The organism is Sphingobium sp. MK2 (assembly GCF_040170545.1).
Taxonomy (GTDB): domain Bacteria; phylum Pseudomonadota; class Alphaproteobacteria; order Sphingomonadales; family Sphingomonadaceae; genus Sphingobium.
In genome coordinates this window covers 40,326-66,518 of record NZ_JAZDXA010000014.1, presented here as the reverse complement: position 1 = coordinate 66,518, position 26,193 = coordinate 40,326, and the positions used below count along the sequence as shown (strand labels likewise).

Sequence of the window (26,193 nt, the reverse complement as noted above, 5' to 3'; positions counted from 1 at the left end):
ATAATAATCTTAGATTGAATCAACCCCGTTCGTGCTGAGTAGGGGCTGAGCTTGTCGAATCCCCGTATCGAAGCATCAGTCCTTCGGTACGCCATTTGCCCTTCGGTCGTCTGCGACTCCGACTTCGCTCAATGCCTGTCCTGAGCGCCTGCCTTGGCAGGCAGTCGAAGGGGCTACTCAGGACGAACGGTGTTGAAAAAACCAGCTTTCAGCCGCAATTATCGTAGCCGGCCTCGCGGCATTGTTTGCGCCGTTCCTTGTCCGCCTTCTTGCGGGCCTTGCCCTCGCGCGCTTCCTGCTCGCGCATCTTGCGGCCGTAATTGCGGTCGGATTCGTCCTGGCTGGTCGTGGCCCAGTCTGCCGCCTGCGCGCCCGCGCGTACCGGCAGAGTCACCACATCCAGCGCGGTCTTGGCCACGCAGCCGGGCAGTATGACCAGCATCAACGGTGCGGCGATCCATAATAGCTTTGTCATCTTACAGCCCCCGAATTGGCTCACCGCCAACATGGCGTAACCGACAGTAGCCGCAAGCCTAGTAAGGCGCAAAGGGTGATGCGCCGTCCTGGGGTGATCAGGCCTCGATACGCTCGGCAAAGCCCTTGCGCAGCTTCGCGAGCTTGGGCGGGATCACGGCCACGCAATAGGGATTGCTCTCGCCGACCCGCTCCCAATATTTCTGGTGATAATCCTCGGCCGGATACCAGGGCGCGTCATCCTCGATCGTGGTAACGATCGGGTCGGTCTGATCGCCCTGCGCGCGGTCGATGGCGGCGCGCGCCTGTTCCGCCTGTTCCGGCGAATGGGGGAAGATGGCGGAGCGATATTGGGTCCCGACATCATTGCCCTGCCGATTCAGCGTCGTCGGATTATGCGTCGCAAAGAAGATGTCGAGCAGGTCGGCATAACTGATGACCGCCGGGTCGAAGGTGATGCGGATCGCTTCGGCATGGCCGGTTGTTCCCGAACAGACCTGTTCATAGGTCGGGTTCAGGCGCGCGCCGCCGATATAGCCGCTTTCGACGCTGCTGACGCCCTTCAAATTCTGGTACACCGCCTCGGTACACCAGAAGCATCCACCGGCCAGCGTTGCGATTTCCTGCGTCATATCGTCATTCCTATCCATGTTCGGTGGCATAGATAGGAAGGGTCAGGCACCGCTTCCAGTCACCAGTTCAGCGGCCTTCGCCCGTTCTTCGGCGACCAGTTCCTTGCGCGACAATTTGCCCACCAGCGTCTTGGGCAGGGTCAGCCGTACTTCGACCGCCTTGACCCGTTCATGCTTGCCCAGTTGCGGGTTGAGCCAGGCCTTGAGCGCTTCGTCGTCGATCTCGAACCCGTCATTGAGGGTCACGAAAGCCTTGGGCTGTTCGCCGCGATAATGGTCGGGCACGCCGATCACCAGAGCCTCCTTGACGGCGGGGTGGTGATAGAGGACCGATTCCACCTGGCTGGGGAAGACCTTGAACCCGCCGACGGAGATCATGTCCTTCAACCGGTCAACGATGCGGACATAGCCATCCTCGTCGATCTCGCCGACATCGCCGGTGCGGATGAAGTCGCCCATGAACACTTCGGCGTCGGCATCGGGGCGGTTCCAATAGCCTTTCATCACTTGCGGTCCGGCGAAGAGCAATTCGCCCGGCTCGCCCGGCGGCGGCGGCTTGGTCGGGTCTTCGCGATCGACGATCTTGACGCGCGTGCCCGGCACCGGCTGTCCGACCGTGCCGGTCTTGTTCAGCCCCTCATAGGGGTTGGTGCAGACGATAGGGCTGGTTTCGGTGAGGCCATAGCCTTCGATCAGCTTGGCCCCGGTCGCTTCCTCGAAGCGTTGCCGCACTTCCAGCGGCAGCGGCGCGCCGCCCGAAATACAGGCGCGCAGCGAGGAAAAGTCGATGTTGCGGATCGCGGGATGATCGAGCAGCGCCTGGAACATGGTCGGCACGCCGGGGAGCGAAGTCGCCTTGACCCTTTGTACGGCAGCCAGCACCTGCGCCGCATCGAAGCGCGGCAGCATCACCATCTCGCCGCCATTCAGCACTGTACGGTTCAATGTGCAGGTATTGGCGAAGACATGGAAAAAGGGCAGCACCGCGATGATACGATCGGGTTCGTTGGCATGGGGGTCGATGACCTGCGCCTGCCGCGCATTGGCGGTCAGATTCTGGTGCGTCAACATTGCGCCCTTGGGCGTGCCGGTGGTGCCGCCGGTATATTGCAGCAGGGCGATGTCCTGTTCTGGGTTGATGTCCGCGACGACGCAAGCACCCGGATTGGCGATCAGCTTGTCATAGCGCAGCACGCGCGGATCGTGCGGCAGCGCGGCCGTCTCCGCTGCCTTGAACCAGCGGAACAGCAGCGATTTGACCGGCGAGAGCATCTCGGCGACCGAACCGACCACCAGCTTTTCCAGGCTGCTATGGTCCAGCACCTTGAGCGCGGTCGGCAGCAGCGCCTTGGCCGACAAAGTGAAGAGGATCTTAGTCCCGCTATCTTCGACCTGATGTTCGAGTTCAGCGGCGGTGTAGAGCGGCGAGAAATTGACGACGATGGCACCGGCCATCAGCGCGCCATAATAAGCCGCGACATAATGGGGGGTGTTGGGCAGATAGAGGCCGACCCGATCACCCTTCTTCACCCCCATCGCCTGCAGGCCGCAGGCGATGCGCTTGATCTGGCCGAACACCTCCGCATAGGTGAATTTTCGCCCCATGAAATCAATCATGATGGCATCGGGATGAGCCAGCGCGCTGTCGGTGACCATGTCCCCCATCGATAATGGCGGGAAGGTCTGGTCCCACAAAGCGGGGTGGCGGTAATTCTCTCTCCAGAGCTTTTCTATATTCTCCATGGCCCAAAGTGTATGGCCATCGCCCGCTTTACGCAAGCGTCAAGCACAGCAAAAAGGGCCGCGCCGAAAGCCCGGCGCGGCCCTAAAAAAATGCTGCATTGCAACGACCTGCTGAGGTCGCCGCGTGACGCTACGGCATCACACCTCGCCCTTGTTGTTGCTGAACGGATCGATGATCGTGGCGACGCTCGAAATCAGGTCCGTCTCGCTCTTGAGCGCGTCTTCGGCGCGCTGCAACGCGTCCTTCCGTTCGCGGCGCAGCTCTTCGATCAGCGCTTCGCGGTCGCCATCCAGGCGCGAATCGGTCGGCGCTTCGATGCCGAGCTTCTTCGCCGCCTTGGCCACCAGCGCGTCGAGTTCACGCTGCGAGCAGAGGCCCAGCGTCACCGGATCCTTGGGCGTGATGTTGGAGATGTTCCAATGGGTGCGGTCGCGGATCGCGGCGATGGTTGTGCGGGTGGTGCCGATCAGCTTGCCGATCGCGCCGTCCGAAATTTCGGGGTGGTTGCGCAAGATCCAGGCGATGCCATCGGGCTTGTCCTGCCGCTTGCTGACCGGGGTGTAGCGTGGCCCCTTGGTCCGGCGAACCGGCTCTGGTCCCTTGAGCATCTTGAGGCGATAATCGGGATTCTGTTCGCCCTTGTGGATTTCGTCCATCGTGATTTCATGGGCGCGGACGGGATCGCGGCCGGTATATTTGATGCTGGCGGTGTCATCGGCGATCGCCTGCACTTCCAGGATGTGCAGCCCGCAAAATTCGGCGATCTGGTCGAAGCTCAGAGCGCTATTGTCGATCAGCCAACTGGCGGTCGCGTGGGGCATAAGAGGCTGGGACACGGGGCTTCTCCGGCACGTAAAAACGATAAGGGCCGCCCAAGCAGGGCGGCCGCGACCGTTGGCAGATAGTCCATCCCGCCCCGTTCGGCAAGGAAAAGCGTCAGGCGGCGCTGTCGATCAACAATGGGTCGATAGCATGCAGGCCCGACAGGAACTCCCGTGCGCTGCGCTCCCAACTGAAACTGCGGCCATAGGCGGCGCAGGTCGCGCGGTCGCAGGACAGAGCCTGCGCAATGGCGGTGCCCAGATCGTCGGACAGCGCGCCGGTTTCGGGCGTGACGATGTCGATCGGCCCGGTGACGGGATAGCCCGCAACCGGCGTGCCGCAGGCCAGCGCCTCGATCATCACCAGGCCGAACGTGTCGGTGCGGCTGGGAAAGACGAAGACGTCAGCGCCGGCATAGGCCCCGGCGAGGTCCGCGCCGAACAACGCGCCCAGGAAGCGCGCCTGCGGATAGGCGCGCTCCAGCGCCGCGCGGGTCGGGCCGTCGCCGACGATGACCTTGGAGCCGGGATGCTCGGTCGCGAGAAAGGCCTCGATATTCTTTTCCACCGCGACCCGGCCGACATAGAGCTGGATCGGGCGGGGCAGGTCCGCGAAGAGGGCGGGCGGCACCGCGTCGGGCGTAAAGGCGGTCAGGTCCACGCCCCGACCCCAGGGGCGCACATTGGCAACGCCATGCGCGCGCAACTGATCGCGCACCGACTTGGTCGAGACCAGCACCGCCTGCGCCGGGCCGTGGAACCAGCGGATATAGCGCCAGAACCAGGCCGCCGGCAGCCCGGTGCGCTGGGCGACATAATCGGGGAAATGGGTGTGATAGGCGGTGGTGAACGGCACAGCGCTGCGCAGGCACCAGCGCCGCGCCGCGACGCATAGCGGCCCTTCGGTCGCGAGATGGACCGCATCGGGGCGGAAGGCGGCGATCGCCTGGCCTACGACGGCGGGGCGCACGAGGGCCAGGCGGATTTCGGGATAGGTCGGACAGGGAATGGACCCGTAGAGATCGGGCGAGATCACCATGATCTCATGCCCCATATGTTCCAGTTCGACCTGGATTGTCTGCAGCGTGCGGACGACGCCATTGACCTGCGGCGTCCAGGCATCGGTGACGATCGCTATCCGCATGTCCCCTGCCCCCTTATGCCGCCATCCGCGCCGATGGTTTGGCGGGTTGGTCGGCGGTGCGGGCGGCGATCTCGTCGGCCCAGTGCAACACCTGCATCTGTCCGTCATCATGTTCGACCAGCGCGGTGCAGCCTTCCACCCAGTCGCCATCATTATAATAGTCGATGCCGTCGATTTCGCGCATTTCGGCATTGTGGATATGGCCGCACACCACCCCGTCGACGCCGCGCGTTCCGGCTTCATGCGCCACCACTTCCTCGAAACGGGAAATGAAGGACACGGCATTTTTGACCTTATGCTTGGCCATCTTGCTGAGCGACCAGTAGGGCAGCCCCATGCTCTGCCGCACCGCGTTGACCACGACATTGAGGCGCATCAGCGTCGTGTAGGCCGCGTCGCCGACGAAGGCGAGCCAGCGATGCGCGAGCATGATCGTGTCGAACTCGTCGCCATGCAGCACCAGCAGCTTGCGCCCGTCCGCGGTTATGTGAATCGCCTTGCGACGGATTTCGACGCCGCCAAAGCTCATGCCGGTGAACTGCCGGAACATTTCGTCATGATTGCCGGGAATATAGACAACCCGCGTGCCGCGCTTGGCGCGCTTCATCAGCCGCCACACCACGTCATTATGCGTCTGGGGCCAGTAGAAGCGCCGCTTCAACCGCCAGCCATCGATGATGTCGCCGACAAGGTAGATGGTATCGCTGTCAACGCTGTCGAGGAAATCTATCAGCATCTTGGCGTTACAGCCGCGCGTGCCGAGGTGAATGTCGGATATCCAGATGGTGCGATAGCGGCGGCGCTGCCCGTCGCGCTCCGGGATGTGAAACGGGTCGTCGATGCCCTGTTCCATCTCACCCAGGAAGGGCAAGCGCGTAATGGCGTTCATGATACGATCCCCAAAGACGTCTATCCTTGGGACCGAGTCCTTAGCGCGCCATTGTTACAAGTCCGCACCGAATATGACGGAAATGCTACGGTTTTCGGGGGCTTGGGCTTGGTCGATGCGGTTGAATGATTGCTGCACATTCATTTTACGCCGTCATTCCCGCGAAGGCGGGAACCCATCTCCCAACCTCTGTTCTGTGGGAAATGGTGGGAGATGGATCCCCGCCTTCGCGGGGATGACGAGGGATGAGCCTTTGCTTTACGCTCGCCCTATTCGTCATCCTGAACTTGTTTCAGGATCTATTCGCTCTACTGTCGTGCCGAAGCACAAGCGGAGAGCCAATGGATCCTGACTTTCGTCAGGATGACGGCGGGTGGGGATGGACCGCTTTCGGCCTCATTCAATTCATCCCCCTCAAACCACGAGCACGATCTTCCCGAAATGCTCGCCCGCGTCCATTCGCGCATGGGCCTTCGCCGCATCCGCCAGGGCGAAGCGTTGGTCCATCGCCGGGCGGAGCTTGCCTTCGTCGACGAAGGGCCAGACGTTGCGGACCAGTTCGTCGGCGACCAGGCTTTTGAAGCCGACCGATCGCGCGCGCAGGGTCGAGCCGGTGAGGGTCAGGCGCTTTTGCATGATGGTCGGGATGAAGATGCTGGCCTTCGCACCGCCCAGCACCGCGATCGACACATGCCGTCCGTCTTCGGCCAGGCATTCGAGGTTGCGCGGCACATAGTCGCCGCCGACCATGTCCAGCACGGCCTGCACCCCCTGCCCGCCGGTGAGGCGCTGGACCTCCGCGACATAATCCTGGGTGCGGTAGTTGATCGCTTCGTCCGCGCCCCAGCCCTTCGCCTGCGCGCATTTCTCGTCCGACCCGCAGGTCACGATGACCTTGACGTCGAACAGGTTGCACAGGCGAATCGCCATCGTGCCGATCCCGCTGGTGCCGCCATGGACCAGCACGGTGTCGCCGCCGACGGCATAGGCGCGCTCGAACAGGTTGGTCCACACGGTGAAGAGGGTTTCGGGCAGCGCCGCTGCCTCGACCATATCATAGTCCGCCGGGACCGGCAGGCATTGGCCCGCAGGCGCCACCGCATATTCGGCATAGCCCCCGCCCGCCAGCAAGGCGCAAACCCGTTGCCCGACCAGCATATCCGAACTGCGTCCGGCCGCGACGATCGTGCCGGAGACTTCCAGCCCCGGAATGTCCGAAGCGCCGGGCGGTGGCGGATATTTCCCCTGTCGCTGCAGCACATCGGGCCGGTTGACGCCGGCGGCGGCGACCCGGATCAGCACTTCGTCATCGCCGGGAACGGGCAAAGGGCGGCGCATCGGCACCAGCGCGTCGGGACCACCGGGCGCGGCGATACCTATCGCCATCATCTCCTTGGGCAAGGCCTCAACGTCCGCCATAGATTCCCCCTAAAAACCCCAGATGCTGCGATGCATCAAAATTGCCTCATCCAGCATCCGTCCATATTGACACCGTGAGCAACAGGGTCAACATTGGCAACCATGGACATGGATGACGACCTCCCCCGCAAGGGCGACGATCTTCTGACCCGGCTTATCCAACAGGATCTAGCCCCCCTGTCCGTGATTGAGCTGGAAGCCCGCATATCCGCTCTGGAAGCGGAAATCGCACGCACCAGAGCAAAAATGCAAAGCGCTGTTAACCATAAGGCAAGTGCCGAGGCGCTATTTAATCGATGACCCCACGTCAAGCCCCAAGCGCCCCGTTTAAGGGCATATTAGGGCACGGGCAGTCTGGCAATTCCGGTGAACGGGCACTGCGCCTTGATCCACCGTCGAGCAATGCCGACATAGGGTTCACCATCACCCTTTATCGGGGTCAGGAGTAGAACAGATATGCCTTCATTCGCGCCCGCTCTGGAAACCACGCTGCACAATGCGTTGACCCACGCATCGGAGCGCAAACATGAATATGCCACGCTGGAGCATCTCCTCCTGGCACTGATTGATGACGAACATGCGTCAAAGGTGATGCAGGCGTGCGGCGTGGAAGTCGGCGAACTGGGCGACGCGGTCACCCAATATCTCGACACCGAACTCGACAGCCTGAAGGTCGAAGGGGCAAGCGACCCCTCCCCCACCAGCGGCTTCCAGCGCGTGGTCCAACGCGCCATCCTCCATGTGCAATCCTCCGGCAAGGATGAAGTGACGGGCGCCAATGTCCTCGTCGCGCTCTTTTCCGAACGCGAAAGCTATGCCGTCTATTTCCTGCAGCAGCAGGATATGAGCCGCCTCGATGCCGTGAGCTTCATCAGCCATGGCGTCGGCAAGGGCACGCCCGCGCCCGAGCGTCAGGAGACCAAGGGGGCAGCCGAGGAGGAAAAGAAGGTGCAGGACGGCAAGGGAAAGAAGGACAGCGCCCTCGATCAGTTCACCGTCAACCTCAATGAGAAAGCGGAGCGCGGCAAGGTCGATCCGCTGATCGGCCGCGCGTCGGAGGTAGACCGGACGATCCAGATCCTGTGCCGCCGCTCTAAGAACAATCCGCTGTATGTCGGCGATCCCGGCGTCGGCAAGACCGCCATCGCCGAAGGGCTGGCGCGCAAGATCGTCGAGGGCGAAGTGCCCGACGTGTTGAAGGAAGCGATCATCTATTCGCTCGACATGGGCGCGCTGCTGGCGGGCACCCGCTATCGCGGCGATTTCGAGGAGCGGTTGAAGGCAGTCGTCACCGAACTGGAAAAGCTGCCCCATGCGGTGCTGTTCATTGATGAGATCCACACCGTCATCGGCGCTGGCGCGACCAGCGGCGGGGCGATGGACGCATCGAACTTGCTCAAGCCCGCGCTGTCGGGCGGGACGATCCGTTGCATCGGATCGACCACCTACAAGGAATTCCGTAACCATTTCGAGAAGGACCGGGCGCTGCTCCGGCGCTTCCAGAAGATCGACGTCAACGAACCGACGATCGAGGACACGATCAAGATTCTCGCAGGGCTGCGCTCCGCGTTCGAGGATCATCATCACGTCAAATATACCCCCGACGCGATCAAGGCGGCGGTGGAATTGTCGGCGCGCTACATCAACGACCGCAAGTTGCCGGACAAGGCGATCGACGTGATCGACGAAGTCGGCGCGATGCAGATGCTGGTGGTGCCGTCCAAGCGCAAGAAGGTAATCACGCCCAAGGAGATCGAGCAGGTCATCGCGACCATGGCGCGCATCCCGCCCAAGACCGTGTCGTCCGACGACAAGAGCGTGCTGGAATCGCTGACGACGGACCTCAAGCGCGTGGTGTTCGGCCAGGACAAGGCGATCGAGACGCTGTCATCGGCGATCAAGCTGTCGCGGGCGGGCCTGCGCGATCCCGACAAGCCGATCGGCAACTATCTCTTTTCCGGCCCCACCGGCGTCGGCAAGACGGAAGTGGCGCGGCAACTCGCGACGTTGCTCGGCATCCCGCTCCAGCGGTTCGACATGTCGGAATATATGGAACGCCATTCGGTCAGCCGCCTGATCGGTGCGCCTCCGGGCTATGTCGGCTATGACCAGGGTGGCCTGCTGACCGATGCCGTGGATCAGCAACCGCATAGCGTCCTGCTGCTCGATGAAATCGAAAAGGCGCATCCCGACCTGTTCAACATCTTGTTGCAGGTGATGGATAATGGCCGCCTGACCGACCATCACGGCAAGACCGTCGATTTCCGCAACACCATACTCATCATGACCACCAATGCCGGTGCGTCGGACATGGCGAAGGAAAGCATCGGCTTTGGCGAACTGACGCGCGAGGATGTGCAGGAGGATGCGGTGAAGAAGCTCTTCACGCCGGAATTCCGCAACCGCCTCGATGCGATCGTGCCCTTTGGCTATCTGCCGCCCGAAGTCGTCGCCCGCGTCATCGACAAGTTCGTGCTGCAACTCGAACTGCAACTGGCCGACCGCGACGTCCACATCACACTGGACGAAGAGGCCAAGGCCTGGCTCACCAAGAAGGGCTATGACAAGCTCTATGGTGCGCGCCCGATGGGTCGCCTGATGCAGGAAAAGGTCAAGCAGCCGCTGGCCGAGGAACTGCTGTTCGGCAAGCTGGTCCATGGCGGCGAAGTGCATGTCCATATGAAGGATGAGGCGCTCGCCTTCGAGATCACCCCGGCGGCCCCCAAAAAGGGCAAGAAGGGCGGCAGGGCCAAGGCGGCCGAAGGCACGAAGTAACGGCGCTTAGACGTACGACGGAAAGGGCGGCCTGCGAGGGTCGCCTTTTTCTTAGATTGTTCGCGCCAATATGGAACGACAGCATGGCCCAGTCCACGTCATCGCCTGAAGCGATCATATTGCTGCACGGCTTTGGCGGCCATCCGGTCCAGACTGCGTTGCTCGCCCATCGTCTCCGTCGAGCAGGTTTTGCTGTGTGCAATATCGGCTATCCCTCGTGGCGTTGGCCGATCGATCGCATCGTTGAGCATATCCATGCGCGGATCGCGCCTTTTGCCAAGGCGCAAGCTGGCCCGGTCCATTGCGTCGGCCACTCGATGGGCGGCCTTGTTCTGCGCGCTTATCTCGCGCGCCATCGTCCGCCCAATCTCGGTCGCGTCGTGATGTTAGGGACACCCAGTGGCGGCAGCGAGATCGCCGATCTCCTCTATCGGTTGCGCCTTCATGGTCCCATCCTGTATCGCGCTGGTGATGCATTGCGCACCCGGCGGCAGGCTACCGTCCGGCAGGCCTTTGGCACCGTCGATTATCCCTTGGGCATCATTGCCGGCGACAGGCCGATGCAGGCCTGGCTTCCCGGCCTTGTGTTCCGCGCGGCGAATGATGGCAAGGTCAGCGTCGCCGCCACCCATCTGGCCGGACAGGCTGATCACTTGATCTTGCCCGTTGCGCATACGGCGATGATCTACACCCGTCCGGTGGTTGATCAGGTCGCGCATTTCCTGCGCGACGGCCATTTCCATCGGGGCGCGCGGCCTTAATCTGCTCCTATAGCGTTTCGAGCAGCCTATCCGCCTGGGCGCGGGCTTCGGCGGTGATTTCCGCGCCGGAAAGCATGCGGGCGATTTCTTCGCGGCGTTCCTGGTCGTCCAGCGCGTGGACGCCGGTGCGGGTGACGGTGCCGTCGCTGGATTTGGCGATCAGCAGATGGCCCGCGCCGCGCGCGGCGACCTGCGGGCTGTGGGTGACGACTAAAATCTGGTTGCTTTGCGCCAGGCGCGCCAGCCGTTCGCCGATAGCCGATGCCACCGCGCCGCCGACGCCCCGGTCGATCTCGTCGAAGATCAGCGTGTCCGCCCCGCCCTGCTCCGCCAGCGCGACCTTGAGCGCGAGGATGAAGCGGGACAGTTCGCCGCCAGAGGCGATCTTGGTCAGCGGGGCGAAGGGCGCGCCGGGGTTGGTCGAAATCTCGAACTCCACCCGGTCCATGCCCTGCCCAGTCCATTGCCCCTCGTCCAGTGGCGCGACCACGGTGCGGAAGCGGGCGGCGTCGAGTTTCAAGGGCGCAAGCTCGCCCGCCACCGCCGCGTCTAGGCGACCGGCGGCCAACTGGCGTTCGCCCGACAGCGCCTGCGCCGCAGCGCGATAGACGGCCGCCTTGGTCGCGACTTCCGTTTCGAGCGCCGCGATATGTTCTTCGCCGCCCTCGATCGCAGCCAGCTTTGCCGCCATCTCGTCGCACAGGGCGGCGAGGTCATCAGGCTGCACCTGATGCTTGCGGGCGAGGCCACGCAGGTCGAACAGGCGGGTTTCGATGCTGTCGAGCCGGGCCGGATCGAAGCTCAATGCCTCGGCGGCTTCGGCCAGCCGATCCTCGGCCTCGCCCGCTTCCACCACCGCGCGGTCGAGCGCTTCGAGCACGGCGGTCAACAAGGGTTCCTCGCCCGCGATCCGGTCCAACCGCCGGACGGCTTGGCGCAATTGCGCGAGGCCGCCGTCGGAGCCGGTCAGGCACTCGCTGATGGTGGTGAGATCGTCGGTCAGGCGCGCGCCCTTCTGCATCGTCGCGCGTTCCTCGGCGAGCGTTGCTTCCTCGCCGGGTTCGGGCGCGAAGCTGAGCAACTCCTCGACCGCATGGGCGAGATAGTCGCGGTCGCGCGCGGCAGTTTCGACCGTGGCACGGGCTTCGGCGAGCGCGGCAGCGGCCTTGCGCCACGCGCCATGCGCCGTGCCGACCGCGCCGGTATCGCAGCGGCCATAGGCGTCGAGCAAGGCGCGGTGGCCGCGCGCGTTGAGCAGGCCGCGATCGTCATGCTGGCCGTGAATTTCGACCAGCGACCCGCCCAGTTCGCGGAGCAACGCGGCCGAGCAGGGCTGGTCGTTGACGAAGGCGCGGCTGCCGCCGTCGGCCTTGACCATGCGGCGGATGATGAGCGGTTCGCCCGGCTCCATCTCCACGCCATTGTCGGCCAGCAGCGCAGAGGCGCGATGGTCGCCGGTGGGCGGATCGAAGGTCGCGATGACGCTGGCTTGCGCCTCGCCATTGCGGACAAGGCCGCTATCGGCCCGCGCGCCCAGCGTCAGCCCCAGCGAATCGAGCAGGATGGACTTGCCCGCGCCGGTTTCGCCCGTCAGCACGGACAGGCCCGCGCCGAACTCCAGGTCCAGCGCTTCGATCAGCACGACATTGCGGATAGACAGGGCGGTTAGCAAATCGGAAGACTCTCCCCTCCCGCTTGCGGGAGGGGTTGGGGGTGGGCGCGTCGCGCAGCGGCGTATAGCAACGCCGGGGCCGGATGCTCGCTACGCTCGCAGCCCACCCCTAGCCCCTCCCGCAGGCGGGAGGGGAACAAGAAATCTTATGCCTTGCCGCCATGTTGCCGCATCAGCTTGTAGGAGCGTTCATACCATTTGGAGCCGGGATAGTTGGCACCCAATACGGCGGCGGCCTTTTGCGCTTCGGCGGGGACGCCGAGCGAGAGATAGCATTCGACCAGACGCTCCAGCGCTTCGGGCGTGTGCGTCGTGGTCTGATATTTGTCGACGACGGTGCGGAAGCGCAGCGTGGCGGCGATCCACTGGCCACGGCGCTGATAGAAGCGGCCGACTTCCATTTCCTTGCCCGCCAGATGGTCGTTCACCAGATCGACCTTCAACCGCGCATCGGCGGCATAGCGGGTGTCGGGATAACGACGGATCAGTTCGCCGAGCGCCGCCAGCGCCTGCTGCGTGATCTTCTGGTCGCGGGTGACGTCGGCGATCTGCTCATAATAGCAGAGCGCGATCAGATAATAAGCGTAGGGCGCGTCCTTGTTGCCGGTGTGGATCGCCAGGAAACGCTGCGCCGCGGAGACGGATTCGGCATAATCGGTGTTCATATAATAGCTGAACGCCGACATGAGCTGCGCCCGGCGCGCCCAGGGCGAATAGGGGTGCTGCCGCTCAACCTCGTCGAACAGCGCGGCGGCGAGCTTATACTGGCCGCGATCGAGCCGCTCCTTGCCGCTATTATACAGCGTCGACACGTCGCGGGCGACATATTGCGTGTCAGCCTTGTTTTTCGATGTCGAGCAGCCCGTAAGCAGAACGGCAGCGAGCAGGACCGGGGTGGTGGCCGCGCCGATGCGCGTCAGTGTTTTCGTCAGCATGATGCGGGTCATAGCCGAGCGGATCGCCGCCGCCAAGCGGCAGAATTGCTTCAAGATCAGCAGGCTGCCCTATGCGGCAAAATAAGCTGTGCCATCGCACCACCATTTGCGCCGGGTGCCAGAGTGAACCGCCCCCCCATCTGCGCCGCCAACGTATTGGCGATACGCAGCCCTAGGGAATTACTCTGTTCCAACGAGAAATCAGATGACACTCCATCGCCATCATCCGAAACCCGCAGACACAACCCATCCTCGCGGTAACCAAGCATAATCGCAATCTGTCCGGGCCGATCAGGCAGGCCATGCTCGATGGCATTGCTCACTGCTTCCGCGACCACCAAAGCCAAAGGGACATTGATACCAGGGTCCAGCCGCAATTCCTCCGGCGCATCCACGCTGGCCACGATATCTGTACGACCGCTCGCTTCCACTATGTCCGCGGTCAATGTCTTGAGGAAGGCCCGCACCCCCTGCCCCGCGCCTGATGGGTCATAAAGGGCGCGGCTAATCCGGCCGATGAGCGCCAAGCGCGCCGATGCATCATCCAGCGCACGACGCGCAACATCATGATCGACGTGCCGCCGCTGAAGCGCGAGCATTGCCGCGACGACCTGTAAATTGTTGGACACACGGTGCTGTAATTCATGGAATAGCAGTTCGCGATTGTCGGCCAGCGCAGCGCTACGCTCCCGTTCGATCGCGAGATTGAAATTGGCGCGCTGCATGAAGTGAATGAGAAGGATATCCACCGTCACGACGCCGACGTAAAAGATCATGGCTGTCGCCACGCCCGGATTCAGGACGAAACTGTTGCGGGGGGCGATGAAGAAATACCAGGATGCGGCCGCGCAAAGGATCGCAGCGAAAATGCCTGGCCGCACGCCGAACAGGAACGACGCAAGGATGACGGCCGGAAAGAATGTGACGAAGGGGTAGCCGTCAGGCAAAAATGGCTCCGCGGCGAAACGCAGCAGCATCGCGGCCGCGAAAAAAAACAGCGTCAATCCATAAGCATAGGCGGGATGATCGAGTACGAGCGGCAGCCGCTCTACGAAGCGCGCGTTGCTACGCTGCATGCCATTTTCCGATACTCATGTCGTTACACTAGCAGAACTTCATGCAGGCGCATTGATCGAAATTAGTAAGACAAAGCACTTATGAAAAAAGGTGCCCGGTTGGTCCGGGCACCTTTCTCTACCGTAGCTTGGCCGAGTGGCCAATCAGTCCTGCGTCAGAAAATCGGGCAGGCCAGCGTTCGAGCCATCATCCTTGCCATTATTGTCGTCGCGCGGGCCACGGTCGCGGCGTGGGCCACGATCGCCACGACCTTCGCTACGTTCCCCACCACGGCCACCGCCGCCGTCACGGCGCGGGCCACGGCCACGATCGCCACGGCCTTCACCACGGTCGCCACCGGCGCGGGGTTCGCGCGCTTCACGGGCAGGACGGGTATCCTCCAGCTCTTCGCCGGTTTCCTGATCGACGACGCGCATCGACAGGCGAACCTTGCCACGCGGATCGATTTCGAGAACCTTGACCTTCACTTCCTGGCCTTCCGACACGACGTCGGTCGGCTTTTCGACGCGCTCATTCTTCATTTCGGAGACGTGGACGAGACCGTCCTTGCCACCCATGAAGTTCACGAAGGCACCGAAGTCGACGATGTTGACGACCTTGCCGTCGTAGATCTTGCCGACTTCCGCTTCCTGCGTGATGCCGAGGATCCACTTGCGCGCGGCCTCGATCTGCGCCGGGTCGGACGAGCTGATCTTGATCAGGCCTTCGTCGTCGATGTCGACCTTCGCGCCGGTTTCCGCGACGATCTCACGGATGACCTTGCCGCCGGTGCCGATGACTTCGCGGATCTTCGACTTGTCGATCTGCAGCGTCTCGATGCGCGGGGCATGGGCCGACAATTCGCTGCGTGTGCTGTCGAGCGCCTTGGCCATTTCGCCCAGGATGTGCGCGCGGCCTTCCTTGGCCTGATGCAGAGCGGCTTCGAAGATTTCGCGGGTGATGCCCGCAATCTTGATGTCCATCTGCATCGTGGTGATGCCTTGCGACGTACCGGCAACCTTGAAGTCCATGTCGCCCAGATGATCTTCGTCACCCAGGATATCGGACAGGACGGCAAAATTCTTGCCTTCCAGGATCAGGCCCATGGCGATGCCGGAGACGGGGCGCTTGAGGGGCACACCGGCGTCCATCATCGAGAGCGAACCGCCGCAGACGGTCGCCATCGAAGAGGAACCGTTCGATTCGGTGATGTCGGACAGAACACGGATCGTGTAGGGAAACTCGTCCTTGCTCGGCAGCACGGGGTGCAGCGCACGCCATGCGAGCTTGCCATGACCCACTTCGCGACGACCCGGCGCGCCGAAGCGACCGACTTCACCGACCGAATAGGGCGGGAAGTTATAGTGCAGCATGAAGTTTTCATAATGCAGGCCGGTCAGGCCGTCGATCATCTGCTCGGCGTCCTTGGTGCCCAGCGTCGTGGTGCAGATCGACTGGGTTTCGCCGCGCGTGAACAGGGCCGAACCATGGGTGCGGGGCAGGAAGCCGACCATTGCTTCGATCGGGCGGATCTGCGTGGTGGTGCGACCGTCGATGCGCTTGCCGTCCTTGAGGATCGCGCCGCGCACGATTTCCGCTTCCAGCTTCTTGGTCAGCTTGATGCCGGCCATCACGGTCTGAGCATCGAGGCCGTCGGCGGCCAACTGCGCCTTCGCCTTGGCGCGGGCTTCGTTCAGCGCGTTCGAGCGCGCCGACTTGTCGGTCAGCTTGTAGGCGGCGGCGATGTCCTTGCCGATCAGCTTCTTGAGCTTCGCCTTCAGGTCGCCCAGATCATCGCTCTTGGCCATGTCCCAGGGATCTTTGGCAGCCTTTTCAGCGAGGCTGATGATGGCATCGACGATCTTCTTGCTGGCGTCATGCGCGAACAGGACGGCGCCCAGCATGACCTCTTCCGACAGCTCTTTCGCTTCGGATTCGACCATCATGACGGCGTCGTAGGTGGCGGCAACGACCAGGTCGAGTTCGCCGGTCTTCACTTCGTCCAGCGACGGGTTGAGCTGATATTCGCCATCCTTGTAACCGACGCGCGCGGCGCCGATCGGCCCCATGAAGGGCACGCCCGACAGGGTCAGGGCAGCCGACGCGGCGATCATCGCCACCATGTCCGGCTCGCTTTCGCCATCGAACGACAGCACCTGAGCGATGACGTTGATTTCGTTGTAGAAGCCTTCGGGGAACAGCGGGCGGAGCGGACGGTCGATCAGGCGGGAAACCAGCGTTTCCTTTTCGGTCGCACCGCGCTCACGCTTGAAGAAGCCACCGGGGATGCGGCCGGCGGCGGAATATTTTTCCTGATAGTGAACGGTCAGCGGGAAAAAGTCCTGGCCTTCCTTCACGCTCTTGGCGGCGGTCACGGCGCACAGCACCACGGTTTCGCCATAGGTCGCCAGCACGGCGGCGTCAGCCTGGCGCGCGATGCGGCCGGTTTCGAGGGTCAGCGTCTTGCCGGCCAGCTCGATCGATACTTTCTTGACGTCAAACATAGATTTTTTCCTTCGCCCGCATCGGCCCTATTGCCGGGCGGGGCCTTTGGTGGAGCCGGTGAAGGCTCCATAGTTGCCCCCTCAACCCGTTCGGGCTGAGCCTGTCGAAGCCCCGTCCTTTCCTCTTGAGAAAGTACAGCCCTTCGACAAGCTCAGGGCGAACGGAGGTGGCATTAGCGGGACAAAGCGCCGAATTGCGACTTGCCCCGGAATCAGAAACGGCCCCGAATGGGGCCGTCCCTTTTAACAGGCTTACTTACGCAGGCCCAGCTTGCCGATCAGGTCGGTGTAACGCGCCTGATCCTTCTTCTTGAGATAGTCCAGCAGCGAACGACGCTTGTTGACCATCATCAGCAGACCACGACGGCTGTGATTATCCTTGTGGTGACCCTTGAAATGCTCGGTGAGGTTAGTGATCCGCTCGGTCAGGATCGAAACCTGAACCTCTGGCGAACCCGTGTCACCCTCAGCGCGGGCATATTCCTTGATCAGCGCTTCCTTGCGCTCGGCAGTAATCGTCATCTAATCGTCTTCCCTCGACATCAGGTTGAAACCGCGCACCACGATGATCTCCTGATCATCCGACCGCACCAGCGCGACGGGGATGTCCCCTTGCGTCGCCAGATACAGGCCGGTGGTGGCGGCGATCCCGGTCAATACCTTCCCCTGGCGGAGCATAAGGGCTTGATCGGGAGAGACGGGGAGAGCCGGGATGTCGTCCAGCCCCGCCGTCAGCGGCAGCATAAGCCCACCGATGCCGCGCTCGGTAGCAGCATGACGCAATTTGTCCAGCGAAATTGCGGATTCGAGGGTGAACGGGCCGGCCTTGATGCGGCGGAGCATGGTGACATGGCCGACCGTGCCGAGCGCCAGCGCGATGTCGCGGGCGAGGCTGCGGATATAGGTGCCCTTGGAGACATGGGCGCGGAGGGTGATTTCGGAAACCCTCTCCCCATCGGGGAGAGGATATGAAGGCTTGGCAGCTTGCTGCCTAGCCGGAATTGGAGAGGGGGTTGGCGCGCCCTCCCCCTCTCCAAGCTGCGCTAGCCCGCTATGCGGGCAAGCTGCGCTATCCTCTCCCCGCCGGGGCGAGGATATATGCAGCCCATGCACAACAACCGACCGCAGCTTCATCTCGACCTCTTCCCCCTTGCGGGCGAGATCATAAGCACGCTGGCCGTCGATCAGGATGGCGCTATAGGCGGGCGGCACCTGTTCGATCGGGCCGGTGAAGCGCGGCAGCACCGCCTCCACCTGCGCCCATGTCGGCCGGCCGTCGCTGGTCGCAATCACCTTGCCCTCAAGGTCGAGCGTGTCGGTCTGCTCGCCGAACTTAATCGTGAAATCATAAATCTTGTCGCTGTCGAGCATCCGCCCGGCGAGCTTGGTCGCTTCGCCGATCGCGATCGGCAGGACGCCGGTCGCGAGCGGATCGAGTGTGCCGCCATGGCCGACCTTGCATTTGCCAGCGCCACTGTCGCGCAGGGCGCGCTTGACCGCTGCGACGGCCTGCGTCGAGCCTAGCCCCAAAGGTTTGTCGAGAATGATCCAGCCGTGCATTGTGCGCCCCTATAGGGCAGCGCGTGCGCTGTCAGCCCCGCATCTGCGCCATGAAGTGACGGCGGCACAGGGCGACATAGCGATCATTGCCGCCAATTTGCGTCTGTTCGCCGCGCCGGATCGGCCGCCCCTCCCCATCCACGCGCAGGTTCATGGTCGCCTTGCGCCCGCAATCGCACACTGTCTTGATCTCGCTCAGACTGTCGGCCAGCCCCAGCAATTGCGCGCTGCCGTCGAACAATTCACCCTGGAAGTCGGTGCGCAGGCCATAGCACAGCACCGGCACGCCCAGTTCGTCGCACACCCGACCCAGCGCCCAGACCTGCGCGCGGCTTAGAAATTGCGCTTCGTCCACCAGCACGCAGGACAGGTGCGTGTCATGATGACGCGCCGCGATGGCGGCGAAGATGTCGGTATCCGCCTCGAACAGATGGGCCTGCGCCTCCAGCCCGATCCGCGACACGATCCGCCCCCGGCCATAGCGATCGTCCACCGCGGCGGTCCACAGCATCGTTTCCATGCCGCGTTCGCGATAGTTGAAGTCCGATTGCAGCAGCGTCGTCGATTTGCCCGCATTCATCGAGCTATAGTAGAAATAAAGCTTCGCCATGGTCGCTTACCGGATGGTCGGGGCGACGCGCGACAGGAAGCGCACCAGCGCATCGGCGAGCGCGATCCGGCTGTCGGAAAAACTATGGTCGGTCGGCCAGACGGTCAGCCGTGCCTGCGGATTGGCCCCCTGCGCGTCGGCGGCGGCCTTGCGCGCCTGGTCGCCGATGCCCTTTTCCGCGCCGATGATGCTGAGCGGGCGGCGGCCATAAGCGGCCATCCGGCGGCCAAGATCGAACTTGTCGCCGCGATCACGGATTTCGCCGGTCAGCCCGTCATAGGTCGCACCTTGGAGCGGCGGCAGGTCGCTGGCCACCTCCGCCTGCCACGCCGCCGCCCCTTCCGGGGTAGCGAGCGAGGCGACCGTCTGCGCGGGGTCCCATGGGTCGATCAGGAACAGGCCAGCCACGCGCGGTTCGGCGGCGGCGACATCGGCGGCCATGAAGCCGCCCATACTGTGCCCGGCCACCACGATCGCGCTGGTGTCGATGCGATATTTCGCCACGGTGGCGGGCTGTTGCAGAAATTGGAGCGCCGCGAAGGCGTCATCGGATGCGCCGCCAAAGGAGAAATTGCCGGGGCTACCCCATGACCCGCGATAATGGAGCGTCAGCACATGCCACCCGGCACGGCGCGCCGCCTGGGCCAGGTCCAGATTTTGCTCGTTGCCGGGGAAGCCGTGCAGGAGCAGCAAGGTCGGATGCAGCCCTCCGCCCGCAGCAGTGTAGAGGACCGCATTCATCGCGCCGTCGCCCGACGGGATGACGAAGGCGCTCATTCCCGCGGGATGTCCCGCATCCGGCGCGGGATCGCTGGTGACGGCAGGGTGAATAGCCGATTCTTTGGCGCTAACTGGCGATGCAATCAGCATCAACCCCGACACCAAATATTGCCACTTGCCCATTCTTGCCCCCTATCCAATCAGCATTGATGCAGAAACGCTTCCAAGGGGGGCTGACCGTTCCTGTCGAAGTCAGGCGGGCAATCAATCCTCGTCCGCGTCATCCTTGACCAGATCCTGTGCCACCTTGGGCGCGCGCAGCAACTTGTCGATGTGACTACCTTCGTCGAAACTGTCGTCAGCCAGGAACTTGATCTTGGCAGCATATTTAAGCCGCGTGCGCGAGGCGACTTCCCGCTGAAAATAAGCGGTGTTGGTACGCAAAGCCTTAAGCACCGCCTCCTCTTCCTTGCCGAGCAGTGGCTTGATGAAGACAGTCGCATGGCGAAGGTCGGGAGACATGCGAACCTCCGTGACGCTGACGACATGCTTGGCAAGCACGTCGTCATGCACGTCGCCACGTTGCAATATCTCTGACAGAATGTGGCGCACCTGTTCACCCACGCGAAGCAGGCGGACGGAGGGGCCTTCAGTTTGACTGGACATAAATCATCCTCATGGCCCCGGCCGAAACCAGGGCCACGTCTTTCCTATCACAACGTGCGGACACGTTCCTCGACCTCGAACAGTTCGAGCGTGTCGCCGGCCTTGATGTCGTTGGTGTCTTGCAACACCGCACCACATTCCATGCCCGCGCGGACTTCGGACACATCGTCCTTGAAGCGCCGCAGCGAGTGGATGACCGTTTTCGACACGATGACGTCGTCGCGGGTGAGGCGCGCATTGAGCCCCTTGCGGATGATGCCTTCCATGACGAGCAGGCCTGCCGCCTTGTCCTTCTTGCCGGCCGGGAAGACCTGCAGGACTTCGGCGCGACCGACGATCGTTTCGATGCGTTCGGGTGCGAGCTGGCCCGCCATTTCGTTGCGCACTTCTTCGAGCAGGTCGTAGATCACGTCATAATAGCGCAGCGAGATTTTCTCGCGGATCGCCAGCGGACGCGCCTTGGCATTGGGACGGACGTTGAAGCCGATCAGCGGCGCACGGCTGGCGGAAGCCAGGGTGACATCGCTTTCGGTGATCGCGCCGACGCCGGAACTGAGGATACGCACCTTGATCTCGTCCGTCGAAATGCGGTTCAGCGCACTGACGATCGCTTCGACCGATCCCTGCACATCGCCGCGGATGACCACCGGATATTCGATGACCTTGGTGCTGAGCGCCGAGAACATATTTTCGAAGTTGGTCGGCACCGATGCCGTCCGCTTGCGCGTAATCTGTTCCTGGCGATAGGCGGCGACCTCACGGGCACGCGCCTCATTCTCCACGACCGTCATCTGGTCGCCTGCCATCGGCACGCCCGACAGGCCCAATATCTCGACCGGGGTCGATGGTCCGGCCGATTTGACCTGCTGGCCCTTGTCGTTGATCAGCGCGCGCACCTTGCCGCTTTCCGCGCCGATGACGAAGGTGTCACCGACCTTGAGCGTGCCCTTGCGCACCAGCACGGTCGCGACCGCACCACGGCCCCGGTCGAGTTGCGCCTCGATCACATTGCCTTCGGCCGCGCGATCGGGGTTGGCGGTCAACTCCATCAGTTCGGCCTGGAGCAGGATCTTTTCGATCAGTTCATCAAGGCCGGTCTTCTTGAGCGCCGAAACCTCCACGTCCTGAACGTCGCCGCCCATATCCTCGACCACGATCTCCTCGCTCAGCAGGCGCTCACGCACCTTTTGTGGGTTCGCGTCGGGCTTATCGACCTTGTTGATCGCCACGATCATCGGCACGCCGGCCGCCTTGGTATGGTTGATCGCTTCGATCGTCTGCGGCATCAGCCCGTCGTCGGCCGCCACCACCAGGATGACGATATCGGTGACGTTCGCGCCGCGGGCACGCATTTCGGAGAAAGCCTCATGGCCCGGCGTGTCGAGGAAAGTGATGACATCGCCCTTCTTCGTAGTCACCTGATAGGCACCGATATGCTGGGTGATGCCACCGCTTTCACCCGACACGACACTGGTGCCGCGCAGAGCGTCGAGCAGCGACGTCTTGCCATGGTCGACATGGCCCATGATCGTGACCACGGGCGCACGGGTCTTGAGCGTTTCGACCGCGTCTGCCTCACCCTCGATCCCGATTTCAATGTCGGCGTCCGACACGCGCTGGATGCGGTGGCCGAATTCCTCGACCAGCAATTCGGCGGTATCCTGATCGATCGACTGGTTGAGCGTGACCGCCTGCCCCATCTTGAACAGCGACTTGACCAGGTCCGCGCCCTTTTCGGCCATACGGTTGGCCAGTTCCTGCACGGTGATGACTTCGGGCACGACCACGTCGCGCGACTGTTTCTCGCGCGTCTTGGAGCCACCGGCGTAATGGGCACGGCGTTCCTTTTCACGGGCACGCTTGAGCGCCGCAAGACTGCGGGCGCGCGCGCTGTCGTCATCGGCCAAAGCCTTGGTGACGGTCAGCTTGCCAGCCTGGCGACGATTATCCTCGCCCTTCTTCGCCCGTTCCGGCTTGGTTGGTTCGGGACGCTTGACCGGGGTAACCGGGGTGAAGCGGCGCGGCGGCGGCGGGGCGGCCGTGGTGGACGCAGCAGCGTCAGCGGCACCAGCGTCAGCCTCGACCGGCGTTTCGGCGGGCTGAGCGGCCACTTCCTGCGGCGCGGCAGGCGTTTCAGCAACCGGCGCTGGTTCGGGCGCAGGCGCTTCCTCGACCGCTGGCGCGGACGCGGCGGTTTCGGCGGCCTGGCGATTTTCTTCGGCCCGGCGCTTTTCCGCTTCGATCGCGGCGAGGCGAGCGGCGTCTTCACGACGGCGCGCCTCTTCCTGCGCGTTCATGCGGGCTTCTTCGGCCTCACGCAGCAGCTTGGCCTGCAATTCCTGACGCGACATCAGGCTCTGCGGCGGCGCGGTACGCACCGGCTGTTGCTGGCGCGGCGGAGGCGGCGCAGCCGGACGCGGCGCGGCGGGCGCAGCGGCGGCCGTCGGCGCTGGATCGGCCTGCGGCGTGGCAGCGGGCGCACCGCCGGTGCTTTCGCCCGGCTTGCCCAGGACGCGGCGCCGCTTCACTTCCACCACGACCGTATTCTTGCGGCCATGGCTGAACTGCTGCTGCACCTGGCCGGATTCCACGGTCCGCTTGATGCCCAGTGGCTTGCGGCCCAGAACCGGCTTGTCTTCCTTGCTGTCACTCATACGATCGAACTTAACCCTTCACTTCCGCTTCGGCCGGATAGGCCCGCCGACGCCTTATTTATACGTTTGCCTGGACGCCCGGCGCATCGGTGGAGCGTGGCTCCCCATGCACAGGCGCCTCAGCAGCGCAACCCAGATAGCTTTCCAATCGGCCGATGGCCGCACGCAGACGCGACGCCGCACGCGAGTCGGTCACTGCGATATGGACGACATTGTCGCGCCCCATTGCCATAGATAGGGCGTTGCGGTCCACAGGCAAGACGATGCCCGCAAGATCCGTGCCTTCCGCTTCCTGTCCGACGCGCAGCGCCTGGTCCAATTTGCGGTTGCCGTCAGGCGCCGCATCCATTGCGTGGAGCAGTAACCGCACCTGGCCCTTGCGGCAGGCGACGTCAATCTTTTCCGATCCGGTCAGCAGCATCGAGGCGCGCGATTCCAGCCCCAGCCGGTCGAGCAGCGCGCGGCGCAGCCCGGTTTCAATTTGCGCCGCCAGATCGTCGGGGATCGCCAGTTCGCCGGTCTTGAAAGCGCGGGCGATGGCGCCGCGCAACTTGCCCTTGGCCAGCGCCACTTCCAATTCAGCGCGCGACACCCCGATCCAGGCACCACGTCCCGGCGCCTTGGCGCGCAGGTCGGGGAGCAACTGATCCTCCGGGCCGATGGCCAGGCGGATGAGATGGTCGGGGTCGGCGCGGTCGCCGGTCAGTATGCATTTGCGTTCGGTCATGCCTGCCCCTCCGCCAAAACGGATGAACTGGCAACCCCAACGCTATTGGATAGGCCTAAACGCTCATCGGGGAGTGTCCGCAACATTGGCGTCCTCCCTTGATAAAGCGACAACCGGCGCGCGGTCAGCCAGAAGCTGCCCCGCCGCGCCATAATTCTCGGTCGAAATTTCCGAAATCACCACCTGCACGGCAGCCGCAGGCTTTCCCAGCCGCTCAACGAGCGACTGGGTGACGTCGGCAACGATCGCGGCTTTCTGCGCGCGCGTTGCCGTGCCGGCCAGACGGATATCGACAAAGGGCATCTTGGCTCAGGCTTCCTCGTCTTCAAACCAATGCGCACGGGCGGCCATGATGATCTCATTGCCCTGCTCGTCCGACAGGCCGTAAGCGGCCAGGATGCCGCCCTTGTCCTCGGTCGTTTCGCTCTTGCGGCGACGTTGGTCAACGCGCTTCTTCTGCACCAGCTCGTCGGTGGCGAGATCGGCCAGATCGTCGAGCGTCTTGATTCCCGCCTTGCCCAGCGTCACCAGCATGGCTTCGGTGAGGTGCGGCATGTCGGCCAGCGCATCTTCGACGCCCAGCGCCTGACGCTCTTCGCGCGCAGCGGCTTCACGACGATCGAGCGCTTCCTGCGCGCGGTTCTGCAGTTCGGCGGCGAGGTCTTCGTCGAAACCTTCGATCCCGGCCAGTTCCTCGATGCTGACATAAGCGACTTCTTCCAGCTCGCCGAAACCTTCGGCGACCAGCAGCTGCGACAGCGTCTCGTCCACATCCAGTTCGTTCTGGAACAGTTCGGAGCGCGACACGAATTCCTTCTGGCGCTTTTCGCTCGCGTCAGCTTCGGTCATGATGTCGATCGCCTTGCCGGTCAATTGGCTGGCGAGGCGGACATTCTGGCCGCGACGGCCGATGGCGAGGCTGAGCTGATCGTCGGGGACGACCACTTCGATCCGCTCTTCTTCCTCATCGATGACGACGCGGCTGACCTGGGCAGGCTGGAGCGCGTTGACGACGAAGGTCGCGGTATCTTCCGACCAGGGGATGATGTCGATCTTTTCGCCCTGCATTTCCTGCACGACGGCCTGCACGCGGCTGCCCTTCATGCCGACGCAGGCGCCGACCGGATCGATGCTGCTGTCGCGGCTGATGACGCCGATCTTGGCGCGGCTGCCCGGATCGCGGGCGGCGGCCATGATGGTGATCACGCCGTCGTAGATTTCGGGGACTTCCTGCGCGAACAGCTTCTTCATGAATTCGGGATGGGCGCGGGACAGGAAAATCTGCGGCCCGCGATTTTCGCGGCGGACGTTCAGCACGACCGAGCGAATGCGGTCACCGACGCGGACGACTTCGCGCGGGATCTGCTGGTCGCGGCGGATGACGCCTTCGGCCCGGCCGAGATTGACGACGACATGGCCGAATTCGACCGACTTGACGACGCCGGTGATGATTTCACCCACGCGGTCCTTGAACTCTTCATGCTGGCGCTCACGTTCGGCATCGCGGACCTTCTGGAAGATCACCTGCTTGGCCGACTGGGCATCGATGCGACCCAGGTCAATGGCGGGCAGCGGATCGACGATGAAGTCGCCGACGACCGAGTCCGCCTTGAGCTTCTGCGCGGCCTTCAGGTCGACCTGCTTGAAATAATCCTCGACCGTGTCGACCACCTCGACCACGCGCCACAAGCGCAGGTCGCCGGTTTCCGGGTCCAGCTTGGCACGGATGTCGTTTTCAGCGCCATAGCGGGCGCGCGCGGCGCGCTGGATCGCATCTTCCATCGCCTCGATGACGATGGCCTTGTCGATCATCTTTTCCGACGCCACCGAATTGGCGATGGCGATCAGTTCTGCCCGGTTGGCGGAAATGGCGTTGGCCATGACTTATGAACCCTTATTCTTCGGTTTCAAATTCATCCGCCCCATCGGAGGAAAGCGGCATGGTAGCAGAAATCAGCGCGTCGGTCAGCACCAGCTTGGCACCATCGATCAGGCCGAAGGGGATGACGACATCGCCAACCTTGGTATCGCGAAACTGGATATCCTCGCCCTCGACCCCGCCGAGGATGCCCTTGAAGGTCTTGCGCCCCTCGATCGCCTCGGTCACGGTGATCCGCGCTTCGAACCCGCCCCATTCGACGAAGTCGTGCAGGCGGGTGAGCGGACGGTCGATGCCGGGCGAACTGACTTCGAGACGATAGGCCTCCTCGATCGGATCGACCTCATCCAGCAAATCGGACAGGCGGCGCGACAAAGCGGCGCAATCCTCGATCACCAACTGCTTGGTTTCGGGCCGTTCGGCCATGATCTGGAGCGTGCGATCATCGCCCGATCCGAACAGCTTGATCCGCACAAGGTCAAAACCCAAAGCCTTCGCCTCAGGTTCGATCAAAGCTGTCAGTGCGGCGATGTCCGCCATGCAATCTCCAA

The 26,193-nt window shown here is 63.1% G+C and carries 24 protein-coding genes; 3 read left to right on the top strand and 21 right to left on the bottom strand.

Annotated features, from left to right (window positions below):
* Window positions 1-208: 208 nt before the first annotated feature.
* The 7 genes from V2I08_RS08955 to V2I08_RS08925 form a co-directional block, all read right to left on the bottom strand.
* Complete coding sequence (locus V2I08_RS08955; protein ID WP_349634778.1) at window positions 209-475, bottom strand: hypothetical protein; 267 nt, start codon at window positions 473-475, stop codon at window positions 209-211.
* Between the two features lie 97 nt (window positions 476-572).
* The gene (msrA, locus tag V2I08_RS08950) at window positions 573-1,106 is read right to left on the bottom strand and encodes a peptide-methionine (S)-S-oxide reductase MsrA (RefSeq protein ID WP_349634777.1); all 534 of its coding nucleotides are present in this window, start codon (window positions 1,104-1,106) and stop codon (window positions 573-575) included.
* 42 nt (window positions 1,107-1,148) lie between these two features.
* Window positions 1,149-2,849, bottom strand: a complete 1,701-nt coding sequence (locus V2I08_RS08945; RefSeq protein ID WP_349634776.1) for a long-chain fatty acid--CoA ligase — start codon at window positions 2,847-2,849, stop codon at window positions 1,149-1,151.
* 138 nt (window positions 2,850-2,987) lie between these two features.
* A complete protein-coding gene (locus tag V2I08_RS08940) occupies window positions 2,988-3,671 on the bottom strand; it encodes a DUF1013 domain-containing protein (protein WP_069064843.1) in 684 nt (227 codons plus the stop codon).
* 115 nt (window positions 3,672-3,786) lie between these two features.
* Window positions 3,787-4,815: a glycosyltransferase family 1 protein gene (locus V2I08_RS08935; RefSeq protein WP_349634775.1), complete on the bottom strand. Its 1,029-nt coding sequence runs from the start codon at window positions 4,813-4,815 to the stop codon at window positions 3,787-3,789.
* A gap of 13 nt (window positions 4,816-4,828) precedes the next feature.
* Window positions 4,829-5,704: a UDP-2,3-diacylglucosamine diphosphatase gene (locus V2I08_RS08930; protein WP_349634774.1), complete on the bottom strand. Its 876-nt coding sequence runs from the start codon at window positions 5,702-5,704 to the stop codon at window positions 4,829-4,831.
* Window positions 5,705-6,118: 414 nt separating this feature from the next.
* On the bottom strand, window positions 6,119-7,123 hold the full coding sequence (locus V2I08_RS08925) for an NAD(P)H-quinone oxidoreductase (RefSeq protein ID WP_349634773.1): 1,005 nt from the start codon (window positions 7,121-7,123) through the stop codon (window positions 6,119-6,121).
* A gap of 102 nt (window positions 7,124-7,225) precedes the next feature.
* Between V2I08_RS08925 and V2I08_RS08920 the strand changes: the two genes are divergently transcribed.
* The 3 genes from V2I08_RS08920 to V2I08_RS08910 all read left to right on the top strand — a co-directional run bounded on the left by V2I08_RS08920 (window position 7,226) and on the right by V2I08_RS08910 (window position 10,659).
* Complete coding sequence (locus tag V2I08_RS08920; RefSeq protein WP_310222638.1) at window positions 7,226-7,423, top strand: DUF1192 domain-containing protein; 198 nt, start codon at window positions 7,226-7,228, stop codon at window positions 7,421-7,423.
* Between the two features lie 156 nt (window positions 7,424-7,579).
* Window positions 7,580-9,898, top strand: a complete 2,319-nt coding sequence (clpA, locus tag V2I08_RS08915) for an ATP-dependent Clp protease ATP-binding subunit ClpA (protein ID WP_349634772.1) — start codon at window positions 7,580-7,582, stop codon at window positions 9,896-9,898.
* A gap of 83 nt (window positions 9,899-9,981) precedes the next feature.
* Window positions 9,982-10,659, top strand: coding sequence for an alpha/beta fold hydrolase (locus V2I08_RS08910; RefSeq protein ID WP_349634771.1), 678 nt, complete (start codon window positions 9,982-9,984; stop codon window positions 10,657-10,659).
* 7 nt (window positions 10,660-10,666) lie between these two features.
* Here the strand turns inward: V2I08_RS08910 and recN are convergent, their stop codons facing one another.
* The 14 genes from recN to rimP form a co-directional block, all read right to left on the bottom strand.
* Window positions 10,667-12,331 (bottom strand): DNA repair protein RecN, encoded by a 1,665-nt coding sequence (gene recN / locus V2I08_RS08905; protein ID WP_349634770.1) that lies wholly within the window; start codon window positions 12,329-12,331, stop codon window positions 10,667-10,669.
* A gap of 146 nt (window positions 12,332-12,477) precedes the next feature.
* Entirely contained in the window at window positions 12,478-13,266 is a 789-nt protein-coding gene (locus V2I08_RS08900; protein WP_349634769.1) for an outer membrane protein assembly factor BamD, read from the bottom strand.
* A gap of 56 nt (window positions 13,267-13,322) precedes the next feature.
* Complete coding sequence (locus tag V2I08_RS08895; protein ID WP_349634768.1) at window positions 13,323-14,342, bottom strand: histidine kinase dimerization/phosphoacceptor domain -containing protein; 1,020 nt, start codon at window positions 14,340-14,342, stop codon at window positions 13,323-13,325.
* Between the two features lie 144 nt (window positions 14,343-14,486).
* Complete coding sequence (gene pnp / locus V2I08_RS08890) at window positions 14,487-16,826, bottom strand: polyribonucleotide nucleotidyltransferase (RefSeq protein ID WP_349634767.1); 2,340 nt, start codon at window positions 16,824-16,826, stop codon at window positions 14,487-14,489.
* Window positions 16,827-17,078: 252 nt separating this feature from the next.
* Window positions 17,079-17,348 (bottom strand): 30S ribosomal protein S15, encoded by a 270-nt coding sequence (rpsO, locus tag V2I08_RS08885; RefSeq protein ID WP_037473756.1) that lies wholly within the window; start codon window positions 17,346-17,348, stop codon window positions 17,079-17,081.
* The gene (gene truB, locus V2I08_RS08880; protein WP_349634766.1) at window positions 17,349-18,386 is read right to left on the bottom strand and encodes a tRNA pseudouridine(55) synthase TruB; all 1,038 of its coding nucleotides are present in this window, start codon (window positions 18,384-18,386) and stop codon (window positions 17,349-17,351) included.
* 31 nt (window positions 18,387-18,417) lie between these two features.
* The gene (locus V2I08_RS08875; RefSeq protein ID WP_349634765.1) at window positions 18,418-18,996 is read right to left on the bottom strand and encodes a thymidine kinase; all 579 of its coding nucleotides are present in this window, start codon (window positions 18,994-18,996) and stop codon (window positions 18,418-18,420) included.
* Between the two features lie 6 nt (window positions 18,997-19,002).
* Window positions 19,003-19,866, bottom strand: coding sequence for an alpha/beta hydrolase family protein (locus V2I08_RS08870; RefSeq protein WP_405053632.1), 864 nt, complete (start codon window positions 19,864-19,866; stop codon window positions 19,003-19,005).
* A gap of 114 nt (window positions 19,867-19,980) precedes the next feature.
* Window positions 19,981-20,382, bottom strand: a complete 402-nt coding sequence (gene rbfA / locus V2I08_RS08865; RefSeq protein ID WP_310222650.1) for a 30S ribosome-binding factor RbfA — start codon at window positions 20,380-20,382, stop codon at window positions 19,981-19,983.
* A gap of 47 nt (window positions 20,383-20,429) precedes the next feature.
* Entirely contained in the window at window positions 20,430-23,036 is a 2,607-nt protein-coding gene (gene infB, locus V2I08_RS08860) for a translation initiation factor IF-2 (protein ID WP_349634763.1), read from the bottom strand.
* A gap of 58 nt (window positions 23,037-23,094) precedes the next feature.
* Entirely contained in the window at window positions 23,095-23,763 is a 669-nt protein-coding gene (locus V2I08_RS08855; RefSeq protein ID WP_349634762.1) for a DUF448 domain-containing protein, read from the bottom strand.
* A gap of 63 nt (window positions 23,764-23,826) precedes the next feature.
* Window positions 23,827-24,066 (bottom strand): 4-oxalocrotonate tautomerase family protein, encoded by a 240-nt coding sequence (locus V2I08_RS08850; protein ID WP_037473771.1) that lies wholly within the window; start codon window positions 24,064-24,066, stop codon window positions 23,827-23,829.
* A 6-nt stretch (window positions 24,067-24,072) separates the two neighbouring features.
* Entirely contained in the window at window positions 24,073-25,644 is a 1,572-nt protein-coding gene (gene nusA / locus V2I08_RS08845) for a transcription termination factor NusA (protein ID WP_349634761.1), read from the bottom strand.
* 13 nt (window positions 25,645-25,657) lie between these two features.
* On the bottom strand, window positions 25,658-26,182 hold the full coding sequence (gene rimP / locus V2I08_RS08840) for a ribosome maturation protein RimP (protein ID WP_349634760.1): 525 nt from the start codon (window positions 26,180-26,182) through the stop codon (window positions 25,658-25,660).
* Window positions 26,183-26,193 lie beyond the last annotated feature (11 nt).

Coding starts and splice junctions, on each gene's coding strand:
- V2I08_RS08955 (WP_349634778.1), bottom strand. CDS start 475: ATGACAAAGCTATTATGGATCGCCGCACCGTTGATGCTGGTCATACTG.
- msrA (WP_349634777.1), bottom strand. CDS start 1,106: ATGACGCAGGAAATCGCAACGCTGGCCGGTGGATGCTTCTGGTGTACC.
- V2I08_RS08945 (WP_349634776.1), bottom strand. CDS start 2,849: ATGGAGAATATAGAAAAGCTCTGGAGAGAGAATTACCGCCACCCCGCT.
- V2I08_RS08940 (WP_069064843.1), bottom strand. CDS start 3,671: ATGCCCCACGCGACCGCCAGTTGGCTGATCGACAATAGCGCTCTGAGC.
- V2I08_RS08935 (WP_349634775.1), bottom strand. CDS start 4,815: ATGCGGATAGCGATCGTCACCGATGCCTGGACGCCGCAGGTCAATGGC.
- V2I08_RS08930 (WP_349634774.1), bottom strand. CDS start 5,704: ATGAACGCCATTACGCGCTTGCCCTTCCTGGGTGAGATGGAACAGGGC.
- V2I08_RS08925 (WP_349634773.1), bottom strand. CDS start 7,123: ATGGCGGACGTTGAGGCCTTGCCCAAGGAGATGATGGCGATAGGTATC.
- V2I08_RS08920 (WP_310222638.1), top strand. CDS start 7,226: ATGGACATGGATGACGACCTCCCCCGCAAGGGCGACGATCTTCTGACC.
- clpA (WP_349634772.1), top strand. CDS start 7,580: ATGCCTTCATTCGCGCCCGCTCTGGAAACCACGCTGCACAATGCGTTG.
- V2I08_RS08910 (WP_349634771.1), top strand. CDS start 9,982: ATGGCCCAGTCCACGTCATCGCCTGAAGCGATCATATTGCTGCACGGC.
- V2I08_RS08900 (WP_349634769.1), bottom strand. CDS start 13,266: ATGCTGACGAAAACACTGACGCGCATCGGCGCGGCCACCACCCCGGTC.
- V2I08_RS08895 (WP_349634768.1), bottom strand. CDS start 14,342: ATGCAGCGTAGCAACGCGCGCTTCGTAGAGCGGCTGCCGCTCGTACTC.
- pnp (WP_349634767.1), bottom strand. CDS start 16,826: ATGTTTGACGTCAAGAAAGTATCGATCGAGCTGGCCGGCAAGACGCTG.
- rpsO (WP_037473756.1), bottom strand. CDS start 17,348: ATGACGATTACTGCCGAGCGCAAGGAAGCGCTGATCAAGGAATATGCC.
- truB (WP_349634766.1), bottom strand. CDS start 18,386: ATGCACGGCTGGATCATTCTCGACAAACCTTTGGGGCTAGGCTCGACG.
- V2I08_RS08875 (WP_349634765.1), bottom strand. CDS start 18,996: ATGGCGAAGCTTTATTTCTACTATAGCTCGATGAATGCGGGCAAATCG.
- V2I08_RS08870 (WP_405053632.1), bottom strand. CDS start 19,866: ATGCTGATTGCATCGCCAGTTAGCGCCAAAGAATCGGCTATTCACCCT.
- rbfA (WP_310222650.1), bottom strand. CDS start 20,382: ATGTCCAGTCAAACTGAAGGCCCCTCCGTCCGCCTGCTTCGCGTGGGT.
- infB (WP_349634763.1), bottom strand. CDS start 23,036: ATGAGTGACAGCAAGGAAGACAAGCCGGTTCTGGGCCGCAAGCCACTG.
- V2I08_RS08855 (WP_349634762.1), bottom strand. CDS start 23,763: ATGACCGAACGCAAATGCATACTGACCGGCGACCGCGCCGACCCCGAC.
- V2I08_RS08850 (WP_037473771.1), bottom strand. CDS start 24,066: ATGCCCTTTGTCGATATCCGTCTGGCCGGCACGGCAACGCGCGCGCAG.
- nusA (WP_349634761.1), bottom strand. CDS start 25,644: ATGGCCAACGCCATTTCCGCCAACCGGGCAGAACTGATCGCCATCGCC.
- rimP (WP_349634760.1), bottom strand. CDS start 26,182: ATGGCGGACATCGCCGCACTGACAGCTTTGATCGAACCTGAGGCGAAG.